Below are 19304 nucleotides of genomic sequence, written 5' to 3'. Positions count from 1 at the left end.
ACCGAACGGGCGCGGCGGCGGTACGGGGACGACCCGCACCACCGGGCCCGCCCGCCCGCCCCCGTGCCTCCCGCGTCGACACGCCCCGTACGGACCCGCGTGCGGGCGGGCCGGTACGGGCCTGCACGCCGTCCCCGCGCACGGGCGGACGGGCGGCGCCCGGCCGCCCGTGCCGTGCCGCGCTACCCCGCCCGGTTCACCGCCGACAGCACCGCCAGGATCGATGCCGTGAGGACGGACGTGTCCCGGCCCGCGCCCCAGCACCGCTTCCCGTCGGCGCCCACCCGGCACTCCGCGTACGCCACCGCGGGACTGCCCTGCCCCGACGTCGTCGCGTGTTCGGTGAAGTCGAGGACGTCCACCTCGATCCCGGCCGCCGCCAGGGCGTGGGTGAACGCCGAGACCGGGCCGTTGCCCGTGCCCTCGTAGTCGCCCTCCCGCTCGCCCACCCGCAGTGTGCAGACGAACCGGTGCTCACCGGCCGGGTTCCGGTCCGTGGACCAGGACGTCAGGACCACGTCCCCGTCCCGTCCGGGGACCAGGTACGTCGCCTCGAACAGCTCCCACAGGTCCTTCGGCGTGGCCTCCAGGCCGCTGTCGTCGGTCGCGGCCTGCACCGTGCGGGAGAAGTCGGCACGCATCCGGGGCGGCAGGTCCACGCCGTGGTTGCTCCGCAGCAAATGGGCGATGCCGCCCTTCCCCGACTGGCTGTTGACGCGGATGACCGCCTCGTACGTACGCCCCAGGTCCGCCGGGTCGATCGGCAGGTACGGCACCTCCCACCGCTCCTCGTCGCCACGTGCGCGATGGGCGAACCCCTTGCTGATGGCGTCCTGGTGGGTGCCGGAGAACGCGGTGTGGACGAGCTCGCCGGCGTAGGGGTGGCGGGGCGGTACCGGCAGCCGGTTGCAGTGTTCGACCGTGTGGCGGATCTCGTCGATGTCGGAGAAGTCGATCATCGGGTCCACACCCTGGGCGTGCAGGTTGAGGGCCAGGTTGACCAGGTCGACGTTGCCGGTGCGTTCCCCGTTGCCGAACAGGCAGCCCTCCACGCGCTGCGCGCCCGCCAGGACGGCGAGTTCGGCGCAGGCGGTGCCGGTGCCACGGTCGTTGTGGGGGTGGACGGAGAGGATCACCGCGTCCCGCCGGGCCAGGTGGCGGTGCATGTACTCGATCTGGTCGGCGTACACGTTCGGCGTGGCGATCTCCACCGTGGCGGGCAGGTTGTGGATGACCGGCCGGTCCGGGGAGGCGTCCCACAGCTCGGTGAGGCCGTTGCACAGCTCCAGGACGAAGTCCGGCTCGGTGAGGATGAAGACCTCGGGGGAGAACTCGAAGCGGATGTCCGTCCTGGTCAGGGCCCGCGCCAGCCGGTCCATCCGGGTCGCCGCGTCCGTCACCAGGGCGCGTACCTCGGCGCGGTCGCGGCCGAGCACGACATCCCGCCAGACCGGCGCGGTCGGCGTGTACAGGTGGACGACCGCACGGTCCAGCCCCTCGACGGACTCGAAGGTCCGGTCGATCAGATCCGGCTTGGCCGGGGTGAAGACGACGACGGTGACGTCGTCCGGCACGGCGTCGGTGTCGACCAGGTGCCGTACGAAGTCGAAGTCCGTGCGGCTCGCGGACGGGTAGCCGATCTCGATCTCCTTGTAGCCCATGGCGACGAGCAGGTCGAACATGCGGCGCTTGCGCGGGGTGTCCATCGGTTCGGCCAGCGCCTGGTTGCCGTCCCGCAGATCCACGGGCACCCAGAGCGGGGCCTGTTCGACGCGGGCCTGCGGCCAGGCGCGGTCGGTCAGCGGCACCGCGACGCGGTCGAACGCCGAGCGGTAGCGGTGGGAGGGCATGGAGCTGGAACGCTGCCGGTTCCAGTGGGGCGCGTCGGCGGGCACGGGGCCGCGCGGGGTGCGGATCGTCGGGAAGCGGTGCACCGGTGCCGGAACGGGGCGGTCGGCGGTCGGGGAAACGGGGCTCTCGGACATGGAAACGGTCTCTTCTCGCATCGCCGGATGCGACCGGCACAGCACACGGCACCCGCGGCGGGGCGCCGGTCGCTTCAGGCCCCGCCGCGGCAGCCGAGAAGAAGGAGACCGCTGTGCGTCATGCCGGTACAGTAGCCAGAAAGCAAGTCCTCAGACAACCTGACAGGTGAATTCGGTGTCCTCGCTCGGTCCGCTCCGCCCCAGCCCCCTGGTCGAACAGGCCACGCACCATCTGCGCGAGCAGATCACCGGGGGGCGCTGGCCGGTCGGCACGAAGATCCCGGGCGAGACCAGCCTCGCCAAGACGCTCGGCGTGGGCCGCTCCACCGTCCGCGAGGCGGTCCGCACCCTGGCCACCCTCGGCCTGCTCCAGTCCCGCCAGGGCGCGGGCGTCTTCGTCGTCGCGGACCGGGTGACGGAGGACTGGCCGACCAGGCTGCGCCGCGCCTCGGTCACCGACGTCTACGAAGTGCGCATGCTGATCGAGGTCCAGGCGGCGCGGCTGGCCGCCCGCCGCCGCACGGACGAGGACCTGGTCGCCCTGGACGCGGCACTCGCCGCGCGGCGAGCGGCGGGCGGCGGGGCGGACGCGGAGTTCGTGGACGCGGACATCGCGCTGCACGCGGCGGTGGTGGCCGCCGCCCACAACCCCGTACTCACCGATCTGTTCGGCGAGTTCGCCCCCGCGCTGCGGCAGGGGCTCATCGACCTCGTTGACCTGCTGGGGCTGCGTCGCGAGGACCCGGACCACGGCGACGCCACCCACGACGCGCTGGTGCGGGCCGTGGTGGCCGGCGACGCGGAGTCCGCGGGACGGGCCGCCCAGGCCGAACTGGAGGCCACGCTGGCCCGGTTGAGGTCGGCGTAGGCCGCGTCGTCGAAGTGCCGTCGAAGTGCGTAGCGCCGTCGTAGTGCCGTCGTTCGGCCGGAGGCCGGGCCGTGCGGCGTCCGATGCTGCCCGGCTGCTGATCGAGATGTGCGCGCCTTGTGCGGTCGCTGCTCACCCCGAGGGCTTCCTTCGGCGCTACGCCGGACGTCGGCCGGTCGGCCGGCCGTCGTCGCCGACATCCGTCATCGGTCGCCTACCGGGCGGATCGCAAAGTAAAACGGTCCGACGGGCGAACCGCCGGACCGTCGGACCGCTATGAAAGATCAGGACCCGAAGGTGGCGATGTAGACGGGGCTGTTATCGGGCTGCTCCTGGTGCACAACCGGGCATGACGTCTGCTGCTGGCTCTCCTCGGTCTTGACCTGGATTCCGCAGAAGGGCGACTCGTCCCAGTTGAGCTCGTTGATGAAGCTGAGCACGGGGATGTTGTCCCCCTGGTGGTCGTCCTCCCCGTTACGGGTGTCAGCGCTGGCCCCGCCGATGCCGGCGAAGAGGATCCCGCACGTGGCCACGGCCACCGCTGCGATCTTCTTGACGTTCCTCACTATGTTCTCCTTCGCTGTTCTGCCCCAGATTGGGCAGATTCCGTAGAGAACGATGCACGGAAAGGAGTCGGAGCGTAACTTCATTCCTCCTTTGAGCACTCGCACGGCCTCACAAGTCACAAGATCCTGGAGTACTACCTGTGGGCGGGAATGCTCCAACGGGTCCCGTCGGGGATGCGCCAGATGTGTGCGCTCCCGTCTGTCTCGCGGACGCAGCCGAACCTGTCGTGCGAGGGGCGGCCCGCATCGTTCCACCAGCCGGCGGGAACCGGCCACCCGCTACGACAAGACACCCGAGAGTTACGCCGCCAGGCTCCACCTGCTCTGTGCGCCGGTTTTCCGTCAAGCTGTGTGGTGGTGCCGGCCGGTCCGGGTGCCGTCCCATGCGTAGTCGTTGAGCCACTCGCGCCCGTCGCCGTCTTTCCGTGCGTGCGCGGATGCCGTGCCCGCTCGGCCCGGACGGGGGTTTGAGCCGGGCCGAACGGCAGCCCCACCCTGTAGCAAGCGGCTGACGTTCCGCGCATGTCCTTCTGACGTCCTTCTGACGTCCTTCTGACGTCCGGTTCGGAACGGTCCGGGGGGCTATGCGGAGCGGACGCTCGGAGCGTGATCACGCGGGCTCGGCGGAGCGCCCACACCCACCAGGAACTCCCGCGGATAGGCATGTGCTCATGGGCGGCGGTTCGGGCGGCAGCACGCGGCATCCGCGATGGCCTCGTGGGAGCAGTCGAACCGCCGGGCCTGCAGAAGCTCGTCGAAGACCGTCCGGTGGTCGTCTCGTCGGACAGGTGAGTGGCAGTCCCGTCACGGTCACGACGCTCTGCCGTGGAGCGACCGGAAGTGCAGCAGTGTTCGATGGTCCGAGTCGGATTCCGCAAGCGTGCGGTCGTCCTTGAGGACGCCGTTCTCATCCCACTGCCTCGCCCACGGTGCAATGTCGTACTCGTACTCGCCGTCCTCCGCGAGCTGCCCGTTCCTGCGCCACTCCCGAGCCCGTCCACGAGATTCTGATTGCGCCGGAAGGCCCTCTCAGTGGGCACCTGATCAGATGACCCCTCGGGCAGTCGGGCATTCTGCCGCGGTCACCCGCACTAGCGTCGCCGGCACCCCATCACTTCGCGGCGGATCCGCGCTGCGAGCCGATCCATGGAGTGACGCCATGCGCCGTACCACTGCTGTCCTCGCAGGAGCCGTTGTCCTGTCAGCTGTGTTCGCCTCCCAGGCTGTCGCGGCGCCCGCCGAAATCGTCGCCCCCAACGCCAGGGCCGCGGCCGAGGTGGACTTCCACGGCGACCTGATGAGGCAGAAGAACGTGGTCGACAGTTTCCAGGTCGGCGAGGGCCTCTACTGCGTCATCGTCAATCCGAATGCCGGCATCAACCTGTCCAACGCCCTGATCCTGGCCAATGGCGGGCCCCAATCCACCAGCGTCTCGACGATTGGGCGGCCCACCCTGTCGTGTGACAGCCGACGGGATGCCGTCACCGTGGTGACCCTCAAGGACGGCCTGCCCGAGTCCTCCGGCTTCACCATCGCGGTTCTGTAGCGGCGCCATGCCGAAAAGGCCCCGCCGCCCGGTGCGGGCGGTGGGGCGTGCGATCAGCCGTTGGGGCCGTTTGCCGCGAAGCGCTGCGTACGAGCATCGACACGGTCGACAGTGGATGTGCATCAGGCGCATCGAGCGGCGCCCTTCGAGCGCACGGCAGCCCCTGAGTTCTCTTCAGGGGCTGCCGTGTCAGCTGGTCACACCGTCGTTCGCGTAGCGGACGGACAGCCCGCGTCGGAGAGGCCTACCGGCCGAACAGTGCAGGCGTGATCGCGGCGTTGGCCGTGGCGGGCTGGAACTTCTTGTTGCCCGCGAAGTGCGCCTCGTACCCGCCACTGAGACCCGGCCCCCACACGCCAAGGGGATCGGTCATGTGCCCTCCGCTGTTGAGGGTTGCGACCCCGTCGGAGCCCGTCGACGTGCTCCCGATGACCTTGCCACCCGTCATCCTGAAGGTGATGGTGGCGCCCTGGATCGGCTCACCGTCGGGGTCGAGAAGAGTTGCCCTGAAGGTGGCCTTCGCTCCGACAACGGCGCCAGAGACGTCATCGGCGGAGAGCTGGGGAATCACCTTTGTCTGCTCCCCGTCAGTGGCCGGGGCGGGTACGGGTAGTACCCCTGCGGCGGGTAGGGGTAGTAGCCCTGCGGGGGCTGCGGGGGTAGTAACCCTGAGGGGGCTGCGGCGGGTAGTAGCCCTGCGGCGGCGGGGGCGGGTACGGGTAGTAGCCCTGCGGGGGCTGTGACGGTGGCGCGATGGGAGTGGACATGAACGTCTCCTAGTAGGGAGAAGACCGGACTGGATCCCCCCTCAGCGCATTCGCACAATCCCGTATATACCGCAGATGGTGTGCTCTTTCAGTGTGGCCACTGATCGGGTGACGGGGGCAGTTCTTGGCGAAGTGCGGATCTCCTGTGCGGCGGTGGGCGGATCTACGGGGTGGGCGCCCCGAGGTTCGCGCAGCAAGGCCCGGTCCATACCTCGATGCCTCGTAAGACGATGGTTCGAAGCGACCTGGTCCGGGACGGGAGTTCACCGCGCGCCATCCGGGAGAACGAGTCAGCAGGGTTCCAGGTAGTACCCGAGTTTCTCGTAACGGCGGGCCGCGACGTCCTCCCGTGTTCCCCGGGGGAACCTGGAAGCAGCGCGAGTGGCGAGGTGCGGATGCCGGACGCGCCGACCCGCCATCCTCATCAGGCGGAAATGCGACGACAGTGTGTGCGCGGGACACATGGTGCCCGGTTGCGCGTGGCCGGGGCGGTCGGCGCCGCGGCTTTGGATCCATGCGTGCGGCCGATGCTTTGGGCGTGACATATGCGGCATGTGTGGAAATATGAATTATATGGCGCTTGGGTGCTGAAAAAAGTCGAGAGGAGTGCACCATGATCGCCAAGCTGCTCGGCAAGCTGTCCTTCACCCGCCACTACGGTGCGTACGGGGAACACGACTGGACCTGACCGCACTGCTGGCGGGCTCCCTCGGGCGCCCGCCGGCTCACGGCCACGCTGCCGACGACATCGGCCTGGACAGGGACGAGAGTCAGGGACGATCTCATGGGCCGAATGGATGAGCCGCTGCGGTTGCCGGGAAGCAGCTTCGCGGCCTGGAGCCGCGACCGGCTGGCACTGGCGCGCCGTGGCGCTGACGAGTGCGGGGACGTTTGGCAGCTGGAGCCGGGTGTCTACGTAGCCGCTACGGCCGGGCCGTGTGAAGAGGTGCTGCGCCGCGCGCAGGACTTCCTCAAGGTGCCCTCGCCTCTCTTCCCGCCGTTGAAGCGGTCGAGCGGAGCACAGACGCCCGAGGTACGGGCGCACGCTCATGCCGCCCGCATGCGCGGACTACGCCCGCAGGCGGTCGCAGCCCGGATCGGTGAGATTGCACCCGGGACCGCTCGATTTGCCGACCAATGGCCCACGGGCCAGGACGTCGAGATTCTTCCCGCGCTCCGGCACGCCCTCGCAGAGATCGGCGTGCGCTACCTCTTCTCCGAAGACGCTCCCGCCCTGCTGCCCTTTGCCCCACAGCTCTTCCTGGCCCGGGAGATGCTCGTACGCCCCTCGCGCTGGGCATGGCCGCGCTGGATCCCCACACCGGCACGGCGGTTCCGCACACGGCAGCAAGTCGACTTCACCAACGCTCTGCGGTCCGTCGTCTGCCGACGCCGTTCATCGGGCCGCCTCGGTGACGACGTGCTGGGACAGATGCTCCGGCCCTCCTCCCGCTACGGTCCACTGCCGGAAGAGGCCATCCTGGACAGCCTCCCCGGAATCACCGTCGCCACCTTCGAGACCCCTTCCCGGGCAGCCGGATGGATCCTGCTCCACCTGGCCCGGTATCCCCAGGCCGCGGGCCGCGTCGCGGCCGAAGCCGCCTTGTTGCCCGTAGACCCGGCCGCGACGACCAGTACCCACCTCGACAGCCTGCAGTACACCCAGGCACTGGTACGCGAGGTGCTTCGACTGCACCCCCCGAGCTGGCTACTGACCCGGCGCGCCACGCGACAGACTCAGCTCGCCGACTACACCATCGACGCCGGGGCCACCGTTCTCGTCTGCCCCTACACCGCCCACCGCGACGCACGGGAACACTTCGAGCCGGACCAGTTCCAGCCCGAACGCTGGCTCGAGGATTCGGGCTCGCCGGCGAAAGGCGAGGCCTTCTTCTCCTTCGGTACCGGGCCGCACGGCTGCGAGGGAGCCGCTCTGGCCATGGCGATGCTGACACTCCTGACCGCGCAGACCGCCCGCCGCTATCACGTGAGCGAGCCGTCCGGACCGGAGCCCAGTTACCAGGTCACCACCTTCGGAGGTCTCACACCTGTCGGCTTGCGCCTGCGTGCCACCTTGCGCAGCTGACAGGCCTGCTTTCAGCGACAGGGTCGCAAGTGCCCCTCCTCGGAGAAGCTTCAAGCCGAGCCGACGAGTACACCGGGGTCTGTTCGAACCGGCCTGCAGCAACGTAAGTTCCCGCGACTCCGGACGGCATTCTGAAACGATCAGTTGGGCCGCCGCTTTGGCGCGAGCCGCGAAGAGCGTGGTCCCGAAGAGCGTGGTTCCAACGTCGTGCCTTGCCGGGCAGGTCCACAGATCTGCTCGACCGACCGCGAATGAATACCTGCCGCTCTCACTACCCCTACCTGCGGTTTCCCTGCGGGTAGCGGGCGGGGAACGGTCCGGCGCGGAACGGTCCGGCGGGGAACGGTCCGGCGGGGAACGGTCCCTCTGCCGTCCTCAGAGGCTGAGGGTGATCGCCGCGGCGATGCCGCCCAGTCCCAGGGCGAAGGCGGCCTCGCGCCAGCCGCCGTCGCCCCAGCGGAAGAACCGGTCGAAGGCGAGCCGGCCCGGGCCGATGGCGGCGATGGACAGGGCGACGAGGGCGATGCAGACGTTGTACTCCACGCCGCCGTCCGTGTCCCACAGGCCGTGGGCGCCGGTGACGGTCACCATGGCCGTGATCATCATGCCGATCAGGGCGGCGGCCGCCAGCGGGGTGAACAGCCCCACGGCAAGGCCGAGGCCACCCAGGAACTCGGACCCGCCGCCGATCACCGCGAAGAGTTTCCCCGGGTGGAACCCGAGAGTCTCGAAGCCCATGCCGGTCGCCGTCAGGCCGTGGCCCCCGAAGAGGCCGAACAGTTTCTGCGCGCCGTGCCCCGCCAACAGCAGTCCAAAGGTCAGTCTGATGAGCAGTAGACCGCAGTCGGCGGCGGACGCCAAGGGTGCGGCAGTGCCGCGCGCCACCGATTCCGTCGGATGCGCAAGACGGTTCGGGATGCGCTTGGTAATCATGAGAAAACTCCGGTTGAACGCCGGAACGGGCGTCACCCCCAGCTCGGCCGGACGCCGAGGCACTGGTTGGCGGCGAGGTCCCGCGCAATGCCGCAGGAACAAGACACCTTCCAATACCGATCCTGTCTCAGCCGTCGGGACCGTGCATCCGGGTGCTCACCGGCCTTCCGACTTCTCCTTGCACAGCACATGTTTACGGCGTTGCCGGCCATTGATGATCGGGGCCAGAACGTGTGGGGACGCCGATCCTCGGCAGGACCCGTCCGCATGTCCAGCGGTGGTGCCCGCCCAGGCCCCGCAGTGGATGAGCAGCAAACTCAGCGCACGGCCAACGGCAGCCCCACACAGCCCTGACCAGCGACAACAACATGCATGGCAGCTCCTACCGATTCCAGTGTTTGAATGGACCGTCGTTCCTGGCTGAGCAAGGAGAGAAGCGCTGTGCCCCTGGTGTCTGTCGTGATGCCCGTGTACAACTCGGCAGCCACTCTCGGCGCAGCGGTCCGGTCGGTGCTCACACAGACCCACAGCGACTTGGAGCTGCTGATCACCGACGACAAGTCGTCCGATGGCTCCATGGACCTGCTCATGGAGTTCGCCCGGCAGGACAAGCGCGTACTGCCGGAATCGGCACCCGAGCAGGGCGGCGCCGGCCGGGCACGCAACCTCGCCATCGAGCGGGCCCGAGGGGACTACGTCGCCTTTCTCGACAGCGACGACATGTGGCTCCCGGAGAAGACCGAGCGGCAGATCGAATTCGCCGCGGCGGGCACGGCGCCTTTGACGTTCACCTCGTACTTCAAGATGGACGCCGACTACGACGGCGAGAGCACCGACTTCATCCCGAACGGGCGCGTGGTCCGTGCGCGGGAGCACGTGGACTACCGCGCGATGCTGGTCCGGGACTACATCGGCGCACTGACCGCCATGTACGACCGCAATGTCCTTGGCACGCGGCTGATGCCGGAGATGCGGAAGAGGCAGGACTACGCCCTGTGGCTGTCGATCATGCGTGACGGCGCTGACGCCTGGGGTCTCCCCGAGCCGCTGGCGGTGTACAGGGCCCACCAGGCAGGATCGCTGTCCTCCAACAAGATGTCCCTCATCCCCTACAACTGGGCGCTGTACCGCGAGCACGAAGGGCTGTCGGTGCCCCGGGCGACGCGGGCGCTGACCGGTGCTGTGTGGCAGTCCTTGCGTAACTCGCGGATCTAGGACTCACAGCACTAGCGGCGTGGGCGTGTTCCTCGTCGAGTTCGGACTCGGCGAGCATCTTGGCGGTGAACCGTACGAACCCGTGGTCTTCGGGTTCGCCGTCCAGGACGGGGAACGGTGTGTACTCTTCGCCGACGTCGGACAGGCGGAAGAAGCCGCCGTAGCGGTATGCCACGTCGGCCAGGCGGGCGCGACTCGATGGTGTCAGGCGGGATACGGCCTCGCGGGCGTTGGAGAGGATGCTCGCGCCAGCTCCGAGCGGATCGGGCCGGACGCACAGCAGCGTGGTGCAGTCCGGCGGGACGGTCGCGTTGACCAGGTCCATGTGGAACGCGTTGTACCCCATGCCGGTGGACTGCCCGGGATTGGCGTCGAGGTTGGTCCCGATCTCCTTCCACAGCGGCCATCGCTGGAAGGGCTGGAAGGGGATCGCCACTTCGGCGAGAATCGCCGTCGCCAGGCGGAGGAACTGTTCCCCGTCCCCCAGGGCCTGGGCGATGTTCCCCAGACGCACTACGGCGTATCCGCCAGCAGCCCCGTTGAGTGCGACGAGGAGGGGCCCCTGATTTCGTTGAACAGCGGAGCCGAATCCAGTTTGGTGCGGTACTGCTCGATCGTGGAATCCGCCTGGAAGGCGCCCTCCACCTTCCAGGCAGGGAGCGTGCCTCCGATCTTGGTCAGGTCGTCTTCCAGCTCTTTCGGCAGGTTGATAAAGCGGTCCGATTCAGCACCCGAGATGAGAGGTAACTGCTGCATCGATCCTCCAGTCCAGCGGGCACGGGAGCCTCAGGTGAGGTGGAGAGGGCCAGGGTGTGCAGAGCAGTGCGGTCGGGACCGGCCATGCCGGTCCGCATCGGGCCGAACGCCTTGTCTTTCTTGTCCGGCCAGGGGTGGGCGGGCGCGATCTGCGCAGAGAAGCGGGATCTGGGCCCGCTCCGGTGTATGACAGTCCCCACTGAGCCACCGGAACGGGAGTCTCGGGTCTACCGGGCTGTCTCCCGACGTCCGCGCAGCAAGGACCAGTCCATACCTCGGTGTCGAGGTTGTGGGCGCCGAGCCGGTCGGGGATGACGCCGACGCGGATCGTGCCAGTAGTGAGGAGCCGCCTACACCAGACACAGGCGCGGCCGTTGGCCTGGTCCCACGTCAGTGTGCTCGGATCCGGGAGCGGTCGCCTGGTCGGCGCGGTCACGGCTTCTCGCCGTACCTTCGCCGCGTACCCAGCTGTGGGGCCACTGGCCACCGTGAGCCTCGACGAGGTTCTTGAACTGCTTGGCACTGTCGGAGTCGCCGAACTTCTCGCTCTGCCACTCACCGTCCTGGCGCCACTTCACCTGGTAAGCGGTGGTGCCGTCCTTCTTGGGCCGTTCCCCGATGCTCGCTATGTCGGGACGAGAGGGCACGGGACGGACGCCCGTGTTCCCGCAGTGTTCCCAAATGCGGGAACACGAAGAAGGGCTGACCCGTTTTCACAGGTCAGCCCTTGATCATTCAGGGTGAGTAACGGGACTCGAACCCGCGACATCCTGGACCACAACCAGGTGCTCTACCAGCTGAGCTATACCCACCGTGTCCGGTCGTTTCCGACCGGCCGAGAAAAAGTGTACAGGGTCCGGGAGGGTGCTCGCGCCACAGTTGTTCGGCCGTCGCCCGGAACCCTCGAAAGGCCCATGACCAGTGGCTTCGCCACGGGCCGCGGCGTGTCCGCGAAGCCCCGCCGTACGGCCCCGTACGCTGCGCGCGGGCCGGGCGGTACGGCGGAGCTCCGTGGGCCCGGCCTACGGAGCGGGCGGTGCGACGCGCTTCGCGATGGCCTTGGAGTGCTCCGAGTCCGGCCCGGGCTGCGGGACGAAGACCGCCTCGCGGTAGTAGCGCAGCTCCGTGATGGAGTCGCGGATGTCCGCGAGCGCCCGGTGGTTGCCGTTCTTCTCCGGACTGTTGAAGTACGCCTTCGGGTACCAGCGGCGCGCCAGCTCCTTGATCGAGGACACGTCGACGATCCGGTAGTGGAGATAGCCCTCCAGTGCCGCCATGTCCCGCGCCAGGAACCCGCGGTCGGTGGAGACCGAGTTCCCGCAGAGCGGGGCCTTGCCGGGCTCCTTCACGTGCTCGCGGACGTACGCCAGCACCTGGGCCTCGGCGTCGGCCAGGGTGGTGCCCCGGGCCAGCTCGTCGAGGAGGCCCGAGGCGGTGTGCATCCGGCGCACCACCTCGGGCATCGCGTCCAGGGCCGCGTCCGGCGGGCGGATCACGATGTCCACCCCTTCGCCGAGCACGTTCAGCTCCGAGTCGGTGACCAGCGCGGCCACCTCGATGAGTGCGTCGTCCGCCAGCGAGAGCCCGGTCATCTCGCAGTCGATCCACACCATGCGGTCGTTCATGGCCCCACCCTACGGGGCGCTCCTCTGCCCCGGCAGGGCCGGGCGTCCGGTGACGTATGCGTCGGGGCCCGGCTTCCCGAGCTCCGGCACTCCCGCCGCGACCGCCGACGGCGTCACGACATGAGGCCCCGGCGCCATGGCCGCACCGCGCCGGCCCGCCGCACCCGCCTGGGCGGGCACGATCGTCTCCAGCACGTCGCCGACCCCTTCGACGCCTCCGCCCTGCGGACGACGGGCCCGGTAGGCGGCCCGGTACGCGGCGGGGGAGGAGCCCAGCTGGCGCCGGAAGTGCCCGCGCAGCGCGACCGGCGAGCGGAAGCCGCAACGGCCCGCGACCTCGTCGACCGAGTACTCGGACGTCTCCAGCAGCCGCTGCGCCTGCAGCACCCGCTGGGTGATCAGCCACTGGAGCGGTGCGCTTCCGGTGAGCGAGCGGAACCTGCGGTCGAAGGTCCGTCGGCTCATGTAGGCGCGCGCGGCCAGCGTCTCCACGTCGAACTGCTCGTGGAGGTGCTCCAGCGCCCAGGCCACGACCTCGGCGAGCGGGTCGGAGCCGATCTCCTCAGGTAAAGACCTGTCGAGGTAGCGCTCCTGACCGCCACTGCGCCGCGGCGGTACGACCAGCCGACGGGCCAGCGCCCCGGCGGCCTCCGTGCCGTGGTCGGTGCGGACTATGTGGAGGCAGAGATCGATCCCGGCGGCGGTCCCGGCCGACGTGAGCACATCGCCGTCGTCGACGAAGAGTTCACGCGGATCGACGTGGACCGACGGATAGCGCTTGGCCAGCGTCGGCGCGTACATCCAGTGCGTGGTCGCCGGGCGGCCGTCCAGCAGGCCGGCCGCCGCGAGCACGAACGCGCCGGTGCACAGCCCGACGATGCGGGCCCCCTCCTCGTGGGCGCGGCGCAGCGCGTCCAGCGCCTCCGCGGGCGGCGGCGAGGTGATCGAACGCCAGGCGGGCACCACGACGGTGCCGGCCCTGCCGATCGCCTCCAGCCCGTAGGGCGCGGTGAGTTCGAGCCCCCCGGTGGTTCGCAGCGGTCCGTCTTCCCCGCCGCAGACGAGCAGTCGGTAACGCGGGACCCCCGCGTCCTGTCGGTCGATTCCGAACACGGAGAGCGGGATCGAGCTCTCGAAGATGGGGCCGCCGCTGAACAGCAGCACGGCGACGACTTCTCGTCGTCGTCGGCCGCCGAGCTTCCGTACGGCCTCCGTTGCGGTGGCGGAGTCCTGGCTCATGACGCTAAGCCCCCCTCGGTGTTCGCGTCTTCCTGGTCCTTGCGGGCCTGTCGCTCCTGCACTTTTCCCCTCGGTCCTGCACGAGTCCCCGGTCCTCGATACCCAAGATCGAATCTACTGCGTCCCGTGCTGCAGTCGTGACAAGTTCACCAACCGGCGTTATGTCGACAAGGCAACTTGGCGGGAAGCATTCGATCACGAAGCGTTTCACTCGTCAGCCCTCCATGGAAGGGCGCCTGGCCTTGATGGCCCGTCCCCGTCCCGTCTTCGGCGGGCAGAATCGTACCGCGCGGTCTCTTCCTTCCTGGTGGCAAGGGGGTTGATCGGCCATTTCGGCAAGGGACCTATGGGGGTGAGAAGTTGGCTGAAAATAGATGGTTGTGCATACGTGATTCAGTCAGTAGACCGGCGCACAACCCCGTTGCCCGACTGCTTCTTTGCGCCCCCCTGGGCAGGTCGGGCGACCGATCGTCCCGTATGTCGGGGTGGTGTCGACGGGCGAACGGATTCCGGCATGTGGGCCGGTATCGGTCTGTCGCCGGGTGGCGGGGGCCGGGGTGGGGCGGTGGGGGCGGATGGGGAGGGCGGGTGTCGGCGAGGCGGGCCGCCGTCGCGCCGACCCCGCGCGGGGCGGTGATCCGCTCCGTGCGGAGGCCGCGATTCCGGGGCGGGGCGGGGTCGAGCGGGGGCGGGTGGCGGCATGATGGACGGGGCTCCGGGGGCGCCGCGGAGTCACGGAGCGGAACCGTCCGGGGGCTTACCGGAGTCGCTCCCGTCGGTGTACGGCGCAACCGGCATTGCCATACGGGTCCGCCTCGGGCATGCTCCGTGAAACGTCGCGCGCGCTTTGCGCGGGTCTGGGCAGTGGAGGAATGGCGCCGTACCCTTGGGGGTAAGGGGTTGGGAAGATGATTCCCGGACACCGCTACACCGCCCGCTGACACTCTTGCCCACGTCGCTCTCCTCACGAGGACTCTCTTCGCCGAGACACCGATGGCCGGTCACGAAATCCCCGAACCCGCCGACCGCAAGCAGGTGGCCGACCCCATGTCGGGCCCGCAGGCGGCCGAAGAAACACGTCATTCCTGCGACCCTGCCTTCCAACACGGGGTCGTCGTCGGCTTCGACGGCTCGACCTCCAGCGAACGTGCGCTCGCGTACGCCATCGGCATGGCCCGTCGATCGGGTTCCGGCCTGATCATCGTCCACGTCGCCAACCGGCTGCCGACCACCGTCTGGGCAGGCTGCGAGCCGCCCGTCTTCGTCGACGTGCCCGACCACCGCACCGAGGTGCTCGGCCTGGAGCTCGCCTGCGCGGACTACCTCTCCGAGGTTCCCTGGGTGCTCGTCGAGCGTGGCGGGGACATCTGCCACGAGCTGGAGGAGGTCGGCCGGGAGTACTCGGCCGACGCCATCGTCGTCGGTTCCACGCACGGCGTCGTCGGCCGCATCTTCGGCTCGGTGGCGGGGCGCCTCGCGCGGCGCGCCCAGCGCCCGGTCGTCGTCATCCCCTGAGCGGGAGAGCGGCGGGGCCGTAGGACGCCTCGGGCCGTTGGACGGCCCCGTCCGGGCGGCGGCCGCCGCCGAGCGGCCCGGCCCGGTGCGCATCGGTCCTGCCGGTGCGCCTCGGCCCGTCGTGGACGGCGATCCGTCGCCTCCGCCGGTGCCGCTCCCGTTGTTCCGTCGTTCTCGCTGACTCCACCCCTTCCGGCGTCTTCGCCCGTATTGCCCGTGCCGGCGTCCCGGACCGGTCCGTCGTTCCGTGGTACGTCGCCGCGGTCGTCCTGGTCGCCACCCCCCGTTGTAGGGGGCCGTCCCGGCCGTGAGGTGTGATCCACTCGCCCGACGTGGCGTCAAGTCGCCTGTCGGAAACCGGCGATCCGCCGGGTGATGGTGGTCAAGTACCGGCGTGCGAAAGGTGTATAGCGCTCAATAGGTTGCAGGGTGGGCGCTTGCGACGGGCGTCCGCCGAGGGCGACGGCCGCCCGGGCACGGGCCGTTGGTGCCGTCGGCCCCGGTCGTGCCGTGCCGTTGCCGGTTCCCTGGCGTTCGGTATCGGTCACTCACGAACGTGCCCGAGAGGCCGACGGGAGCCGGTACGGGAACGGCCCCGCACCCACCGCGACAGCGGGTGCGGGGCCGTTCGGCCGGGTGCGCGGCCGGCGCGGGGAGGACGGGACCGCCGCGACCGCGGCGGGTCTACTCGACGGTGACGGACTTCGCCAGGTTGCGCGGCTTGTCGATGTCCCGGCCCATGGCCAGCGCCGTGTGGTACGCGAAGAGCTGGAGCGGGATGCCCATCAGGATCGGGTCCAGCTCGTTCTCGTTCTTCGGCACGACGATGGTGTGGTCGGCCTTGTCCTGCGGCTGGTGGGCGACGGCGAGGATACGGCCGCTGCGGGCCTTGATCTCCTCCATCGCGGCGCGGTTCTTCTCCAGCAGGTCGTCGTCCGGCACGATCGCGACCGTCGGCATGGCGGGCTCGATCAGCGCCAGCGGGCCGTGCTTCAGCTCGGAGGCGGGGTAGGCCTCCGCGTGGATGTACGAGACCTCCTTGAGCTTCAGGGACGCCTCGCGGGCCACCGGGTAGCCGCGCACCCGGCCGATGAACATCATCGACTTGGCGTCCGCGTATTCGGCCGCCAGTCGCTTGATCTCGTCCTCGTTCGCCAGGATCTCGTCGATCTGGGCGGGCAGCCTGCGCAGCCCGTCGATGATCCGCTTGCCGTCGGCCACCGACAGGTCCCGGATCCGGCCCAGGTGCAGGGCGAGCAGCGCGAACGCGACGACCGTGTTGGTGAAGCACTTGGTGGACACGACGCAGACCTCGGGCCCGGCGTGGACGTACGTGCCGCCGTCGGCCTCGCGGGCAATGGCGGAGCCCACCACGTTGACGACACCGAGCACCCGGGCGCCCTTGCGCTTGAGCTCCTGGACGGCGGCCAGCACGTCGTACGTCTCACCGGACTGGGAGACCGCGATGTACAGGGTGTCCGGGTCGACGACCGGGTTGCGGTAGCGGAACTCGGAGGCCGGCTCGGCGTCCGAGGGGATCCGGGCCAGTTCCTCGATCAGCTGCGCGCCGATCTGACCGGCGTGGTACGAGGTGCCGCAGCCCAGGATCTTGATCCGGCGCACCCCGCGCGCCTCGCGGGCGTCCAGGTTGAGACCGCCCAGGTGCACGGTGGCGAACCGGTCGTCGATCCGGCCGCGCAGCACCCGGTCGACGGCGTCGGCCTGCTCGGAGATCTCCTTGTGCATGTACGTGTCGTGGCCGCCCATGTCGTACGACTCGGCCTCCCACTCCACGGTGGTGGGCGTGGCCGTCGTGGACGAGCCCTCCGTCGTGTACGTACGGAAGTCGTCGGCCTTCAGGGTGGCCATCTCGCCGTCGTCGAGGGTGACGACCTGGCGGGTGTGGGCGACGAGCGCGGCGACGTCGGAGGCGACGAACATCTCCTTCTCGCCGATGCCGAGGACGACCGGGGAGCCGTTGCGGGCGACCACGATCCGGTCGTTGAAGTCGGCGTGCAGCACGGCGATGCCGTACGTGCCCTCGACCGAGCGCAGTGCCTCGCGGACCTTCTCCTCCAGGCTGTCCGCCTGGGCGCGGGCGATCAGGTGGACCAGCACCTCGGTGTCGGTCTCGGAGAGGAACTCGACACCGTCGGCGACGAGCTTCGCACGGAGCTCGGCGGCGTTGTCGATGATGCCGTTGTGGACGACGGCGACCTTGTTGTCGGCGTCCAGGTGCGGGTGCGCGTTCTCGTCGCTCGGGACGCCGTGGGTGGCCCAGCGGGTGTGGGCTATGCCGGTGGTGCCGCTGAAGCGCTTGGGGACACGGGCCTCCAGCTCACGGACCCGGCCCTTCGCCTTCACCATTTTCAGGGCGGCGGGCTTCCCGGCCGACGCCTTGCCGGTGATGACGATGCCCGCGGAGTCGTACCCCCGGTACTCCAGTCGCTGCAGCCCTTCCAGCAGCAGCGGGGCCACATCACGCTTCCCGATATATCCGACGATTCCGCACATAGAGTCTCTGCCCCTCCATCGATGTACTTGTCGTGCCCGACGCCGGGCCCTCGCAGCCGGGCCGGTCCTCGCAGCCGGGCCGGTCCTGCCGGTCCTTCGGCCGCTTCGGCTCAGCCGTAGACGATGCGGCGCAGCTGACGGAGCGAGAGCTCCGGTGGCGCGACCGCGCGGTGCGGCAGCTCGGCCGCGATCCGCTCGAAGATCTCCGCGTTCACCAGGCCACCGGACTGCAGTTCCCGGTGACGGCGGCGCACGAAGTCGTCGGTCGTCTCGTCGAAGTACGCCAGCACGTCGAGTACCACCCGGGCGGCCTCACCGCGCTGGAGCGCGGTGCTGCGCACCAGGTGGTCGATGAGGTCGTCATGCGACGGGCGGCGTTCGAGCACTCGTTGATATTGCGGTGGAAGGGGCGCTGACGCAACAATCCTGCCCGATATCGGGCAGTGGTGAGTGTGATTACGCTCTCGAACGGGCTGGAAGCCGATGGGGAGGCGGTCAGAGGCGTTTCAGTACGGCCTGCTTGGCCGCGGTGAACTCGTCCTCGGTGAGCACCCCGCTCCGGTGCAGCTCGCCGAGCTCCCGGAGCCGCCGCAACAGCACGTCGTGATCGTCGGCGGCCGGTGGCGCGTCCGGGGCGGGAGCCGGGGCCGGGGCCGCCGCGGTCGGGCCGGGGGCCGTGGCCGGGGGAGTCGCGGGGGCCTTCGAGAGCCGCGCCCCCTCGGTCGCGCCGCCCCCGTCCGGACCCGCCCCGACGGCCCCCGCCGTCGTCGTCGCCCCGATCGCCGTGCCGGATGCCGCTGCCGTCGCGCCCGGAATCGCCGTCGTGCCCGGTCCGTCGGTGTCGGGGGCCATCGCGTTCGGGAGTCTGACCAGGACCGCCGCCGCGACCAGCACCGCCGTGTACTCCTTCTTGGACAGCCCCCACAGGTCCAGCGCGTACGGGTCGTACTCGGCCGCCGGGGCCGGTGCGGAACTCAGTCCGGCCACGCCCCGGACGAAGCGCAGATGCCCGTTCGCCAGACCGATGGACGGCATCCAGTGGACCCCGGTCACCTCCGACACCGGGAAGGCGACCGGGCCGCCGGAGCTCTTGACCTCCTCGGCCTTCCAGTTCCAGGTGAGCCGGACGGTCTCCCCGTCGAACGAGGCCGTGCCGTCCCCGCCGCCCCCGGCGACCGGCACCGAGGGGCCCGGCAGCAGGAAGCCGTCGGCGGGCCCGGACGGCACCTGTTCGAGCAGCAGGGCGTTGCGTACCTCCTCGACGAAGTACTCCGCCACGCCGCCGCGGTCCTTCTCCACGGCCAGCTGATACGGATCCGCGGCGTCCTTGAGCCGGCCGTCCGCGGCGCGCAGGACCGGGCAGGCCCCGTCGCGCAGCCGCAGTCGCAGCCGGCCGCCCTTGCGGTGGGGTTCGAAGGAGATGCCCGCCACCGCCCGCAGCGGGACGGCGAGCTCGCCCAGTTCCCGCCGGACGGGGTGCACCCCCCTTCCCTGCCCGGGCACGATCCGTACCGTCTCGCCGTCGAAGGTCCATGTCCCGTCGTGCTGGGTTATCTCCGCCATGGGACGGATTCTCTCAGGCGTGCTCAGGGGGAGACGGTCCGTGCATTGACTGTGCGTGGGACCGGCGATACGCATGGTGATGGTTCGGTCAGGACATCCACAGGTGTGAACCCGTCGAAGGGACCC

Annotated in this window: 17 protein-coding genes and 1 tRNA gene; 5 read left to right on the top strand and 13 right to left on the bottom strand. The window is 69.7% G+C overall.

The genetic code is table 11. The annotated features are described in order from the left end of the window. Positions 1–182 precede the first annotated feature (182 nt). The gene (gene leuA, locus AMK22_RS09365) at positions 183–1985 is read right to left on the bottom strand and encodes a 2-isopropylmalate synthase (RefSeq protein ID WP_073783245.1); all 1803 of its coding nucleotides are present in this window, start codon (positions 1983–1985) and stop codon (positions 183–185) included. A gap of 166 nt (positions 1986–2151) precedes the next feature. Here leuA and AMK22_RS09360 point away from each other — a divergent pair, with 166 nt between their 5' ends. Continuing rightward, positions 2152–2853: a FadR/GntR family transcriptional regulator gene (locus AMK22_RS09360; protein ID WP_073783243.1), complete on the top strand. Its 702-nt coding sequence runs from the start codon at positions 2152–2154 to the stop codon at positions 2851–2853. A gap of 284 nt (positions 2854–3137) precedes the next feature. On the opposite strand, the gene AMK22_RS09355 is transcribed toward AMK22_RS09360, so the two are convergent. Continuing rightward, positions 3138–3419: a hypothetical protein gene (locus tag AMK22_RS09355; RefSeq protein WP_073783241.1), complete on the bottom strand. Its 282-nt coding sequence runs from the start codon at positions 3417–3419 to the stop codon at positions 3138–3140. Between the two features lie 1159 nt (positions 3420–4578). Here AMK22_RS09355 and AMK22_RS09350 point away from each other — a divergent pair. Further along, positions 4579–4965, top strand: a complete 387-nt coding sequence (locus tag AMK22_RS09350; protein WP_143203533.1) for a hypothetical protein — start codon at positions 4579–4581, stop codon at positions 4963–4965. Positions 4966–5209: 244 nt separating this feature from the next. Here AMK22_RS09350 and AMK22_RS09345 read toward each other — a convergent pair whose 3' ends face one another. Next, entirely contained in the window at positions 5210–5536 is a 327-nt protein-coding gene (locus AMK22_RS09345; RefSeq protein WP_073783237.1) for a carboxypeptidase-like regulatory domain-containing protein, read from the bottom strand. A 980-nt stretch (positions 5537–6516) separates the two neighbouring features. On the opposite strand from AMK22_RS09345, the gene AMK22_RS09340 reads away from it, so the two are divergent. After that, a complete protein-coding gene (locus AMK22_RS09340) occupies positions 6517–7818 on the top strand; it encodes a cytochrome P450 (protein ID WP_242433890.1) in 1302 nt (433 codons plus the stop codon). A 375-nt stretch (positions 7819–8193) separates the two neighbouring features. Here the strand turns inward: AMK22_RS09340 and AMK22_RS09335 are convergent, their stop codons facing one another. Beyond that, positions 8194–8751 carry a DoxX family protein gene (locus AMK22_RS09335; protein WP_199883170.1) on the bottom strand — a complete coding sequence of 186 codons (558 nt, stop codon included), beginning with the start codon at positions 8749–8751 and terminating at the stop codon, positions 8194–8196. 441 nt (positions 8752–9192) lie between these two features. On the opposite strand from AMK22_RS09335, the gene AMK22_RS09330 reads away from it, so the two are divergent. Continuing rightward, entirely contained in the window at positions 9193–9966 is a 774-nt protein-coding gene (locus AMK22_RS09330) for a glycosyltransferase family 2 protein (RefSeq protein ID WP_073783231.1), read from the top strand. Here AMK22_RS09330 and AMK22_RS09325 read toward each other — a convergent pair. The 6 genes from AMK22_RS09325 to AMK22_RS09300 form a co-directional block, all read right to left on the bottom strand. Beyond that, on the bottom strand, positions 9854–10480 hold the full coding sequence (locus tag AMK22_RS09325) for a TauD/TfdA family dioxygenase (RefSeq protein WP_073783229.1): 627 nt from the start codon (positions 10478–10480) through the stop codon (positions 9854–9856). The genes AMK22_RS09330 and AMK22_RS09325 overlap by 113 nt on opposite strands. After that, complete coding sequence (locus AMK22_RS40670) at positions 10480–10722, bottom strand: hypothetical protein (protein WP_073783227.1); 243 nt, start codon at positions 10720–10722, stop codon at positions 10480–10482. Before AMK22_RS40670 ends, AMK22_RS09325 begins: the two co-directional genes overlap by 1 nt. A gap of 350 nt (positions 10723–11072) precedes the next feature. After that, on the bottom strand, positions 11073–11369 hold the full coding sequence (locus AMK22_RS09315) for a hypothetical protein (protein ID WP_143203532.1): 297 nt from the start codon (positions 11367–11369) through the stop codon (positions 11073–11075). A gap of 92 nt (positions 11370–11461) precedes the next feature. Then, positions 11462–11534: transfer RNA gene (locus AMK22_RS09310), tRNA-His, on the bottom strand. A gap of 210 nt (positions 11535–11744) precedes the next feature. Continuing rightward, a complete protein-coding gene (gene orn / locus AMK22_RS09305; protein ID WP_073783223.1) occupies positions 11745–12347 on the bottom strand; it encodes an oligoribonuclease in 603 nt (200 codons plus the stop codon). A 9-nt stretch (positions 12348–12356) separates the two neighbouring features. After that, positions 12357–13586 (bottom strand): helix-turn-helix domain-containing protein, encoded by a 1230-nt coding sequence (locus tag AMK22_RS09300; RefSeq protein ID WP_073783221.1) that lies wholly within the window; start codon positions 13584–13586, stop codon positions 12357–12359. Positions 13587–14579: 993 nt separating this feature from the next. Here AMK22_RS09300 and AMK22_RS09295 point away from each other — a divergent pair. Further along, positions 14580–15101, top strand: a complete 522-nt coding sequence (locus AMK22_RS09295) for a universal stress protein (protein WP_073783219.1) — start codon at positions 14580–14582, stop codon at positions 15099–15101. A gap of 684 nt (positions 15102–15785) precedes the next feature. Here the strand turns inward: AMK22_RS09295 and glmS are convergent. The 3 genes from glmS to AMK22_RS09275 form a co-directional block, all read right to left on the bottom strand. Next, positions 15786–17615, bottom strand: a complete 1830-nt coding sequence (gene glmS, locus AMK22_RS09290) for a glutamine--fructose-6-phosphate transaminase (isomerizing) (RefSeq protein ID WP_073783217.1) — start codon at positions 17613–17615, stop codon at positions 15786–15788. Positions 17616–17725: 110 nt separating this feature from the next. Further along, positions 17726–18001, bottom strand: a complete 276-nt coding sequence (locus AMK22_RS09285) for a hypothetical protein (protein ID WP_073783215.1) — start codon at positions 17999–18001, stop codon at positions 17726–17728. 109 nt (positions 18002–18110) lie between these two features. Next, complete coding sequence (locus AMK22_RS09275) at positions 18111–19178, bottom strand: DUF4429 domain-containing protein (RefSeq protein ID WP_079186006.1); 1068 nt, start codon at positions 19176–19178, stop codon at positions 18111–18113. Positions 19179–19304 lie beyond the last annotated feature (126 nt).

Origin of the sequence: Streptomyces sp. CB01580, from assembly GCF_001905795.1 — a bacterium.
Classification (GTDB): Bacteria; Actinomycetota; Actinomycetes; order Streptomycetales; family Streptomycetaceae; genus Streptomyces.
This window is presented reverse-complemented; position numbering and strand designations above follow the sequence as displayed.

Excerpts from the sequence above, each read along its gene's own strand:
- leuA (WP_073783245.1), bottom strand. The coding sequence starts at position 1,985 with ATGTCCGAGAGCCCCGTTTCCCCGACCGCCGACCGCCCCGTTCCGGCA.
- AMK22_RS09350 (WP_143203533.1), top strand. The coding sequence starts at position 4,579 with ATGCGCCGTACCACTGCTGTCCTCGCAGGAGCCGTTGTCCTGTCAGCT.
- AMK22_RS09340 (WP_242433890.1), top strand. The coding sequence starts at position 6,517 with ATGGGCCGAATGGATGAGCCGCTGCGGTTGCCGGGAAGCAGCTTCGCG.
- AMK22_RS09335 (WP_199883170.1), bottom strand. The coding sequence starts at position 8,751 with ATGATTACCAAGCGCATCCCGAACCGTCTTGCGCATCCGACGGAATCG.
- AMK22_RS40670 (WP_073783227.1), bottom strand. The coding sequence starts at position 10,722 with ATGCAGCAGTTACCTCTCATCTCGGGTGCTGAATCGGACCGCTTTATC.
- orn (WP_073783223.1), bottom strand. The coding sequence starts at position 12,347 with ATGAACGACCGCATGGTGTGGATCGACTGCGAGATGACCGGGCTCTCG.
- AMK22_RS09300 (WP_073783221.1), bottom strand. The coding sequence starts at position 13,586 with ATGAGCCAGGACTCCGCCACCGCAACGGAGGCCGTACGGAAGCTCGGC.
- AMK22_RS09295 (WP_073783219.1), top strand. The coding sequence starts at position 14,580 with ATGGCCGGTCACGAAATCCCCGAACCCGCCGACCGCAAGCAGGTGGCC.
- glmS (WP_073783217.1), bottom strand. The coding sequence starts at position 17,615 with ATGTGCGGAATCGTCGGATATATCGGGAAGCGTGATGTGGCCCCGCTG.
- AMK22_RS09275 (WP_079186006.1), bottom strand. The coding sequence starts at position 19,178 with ATGGCGGAGATAACCCAGCACGACGGGACATGGACCTTCGACGGCGAG.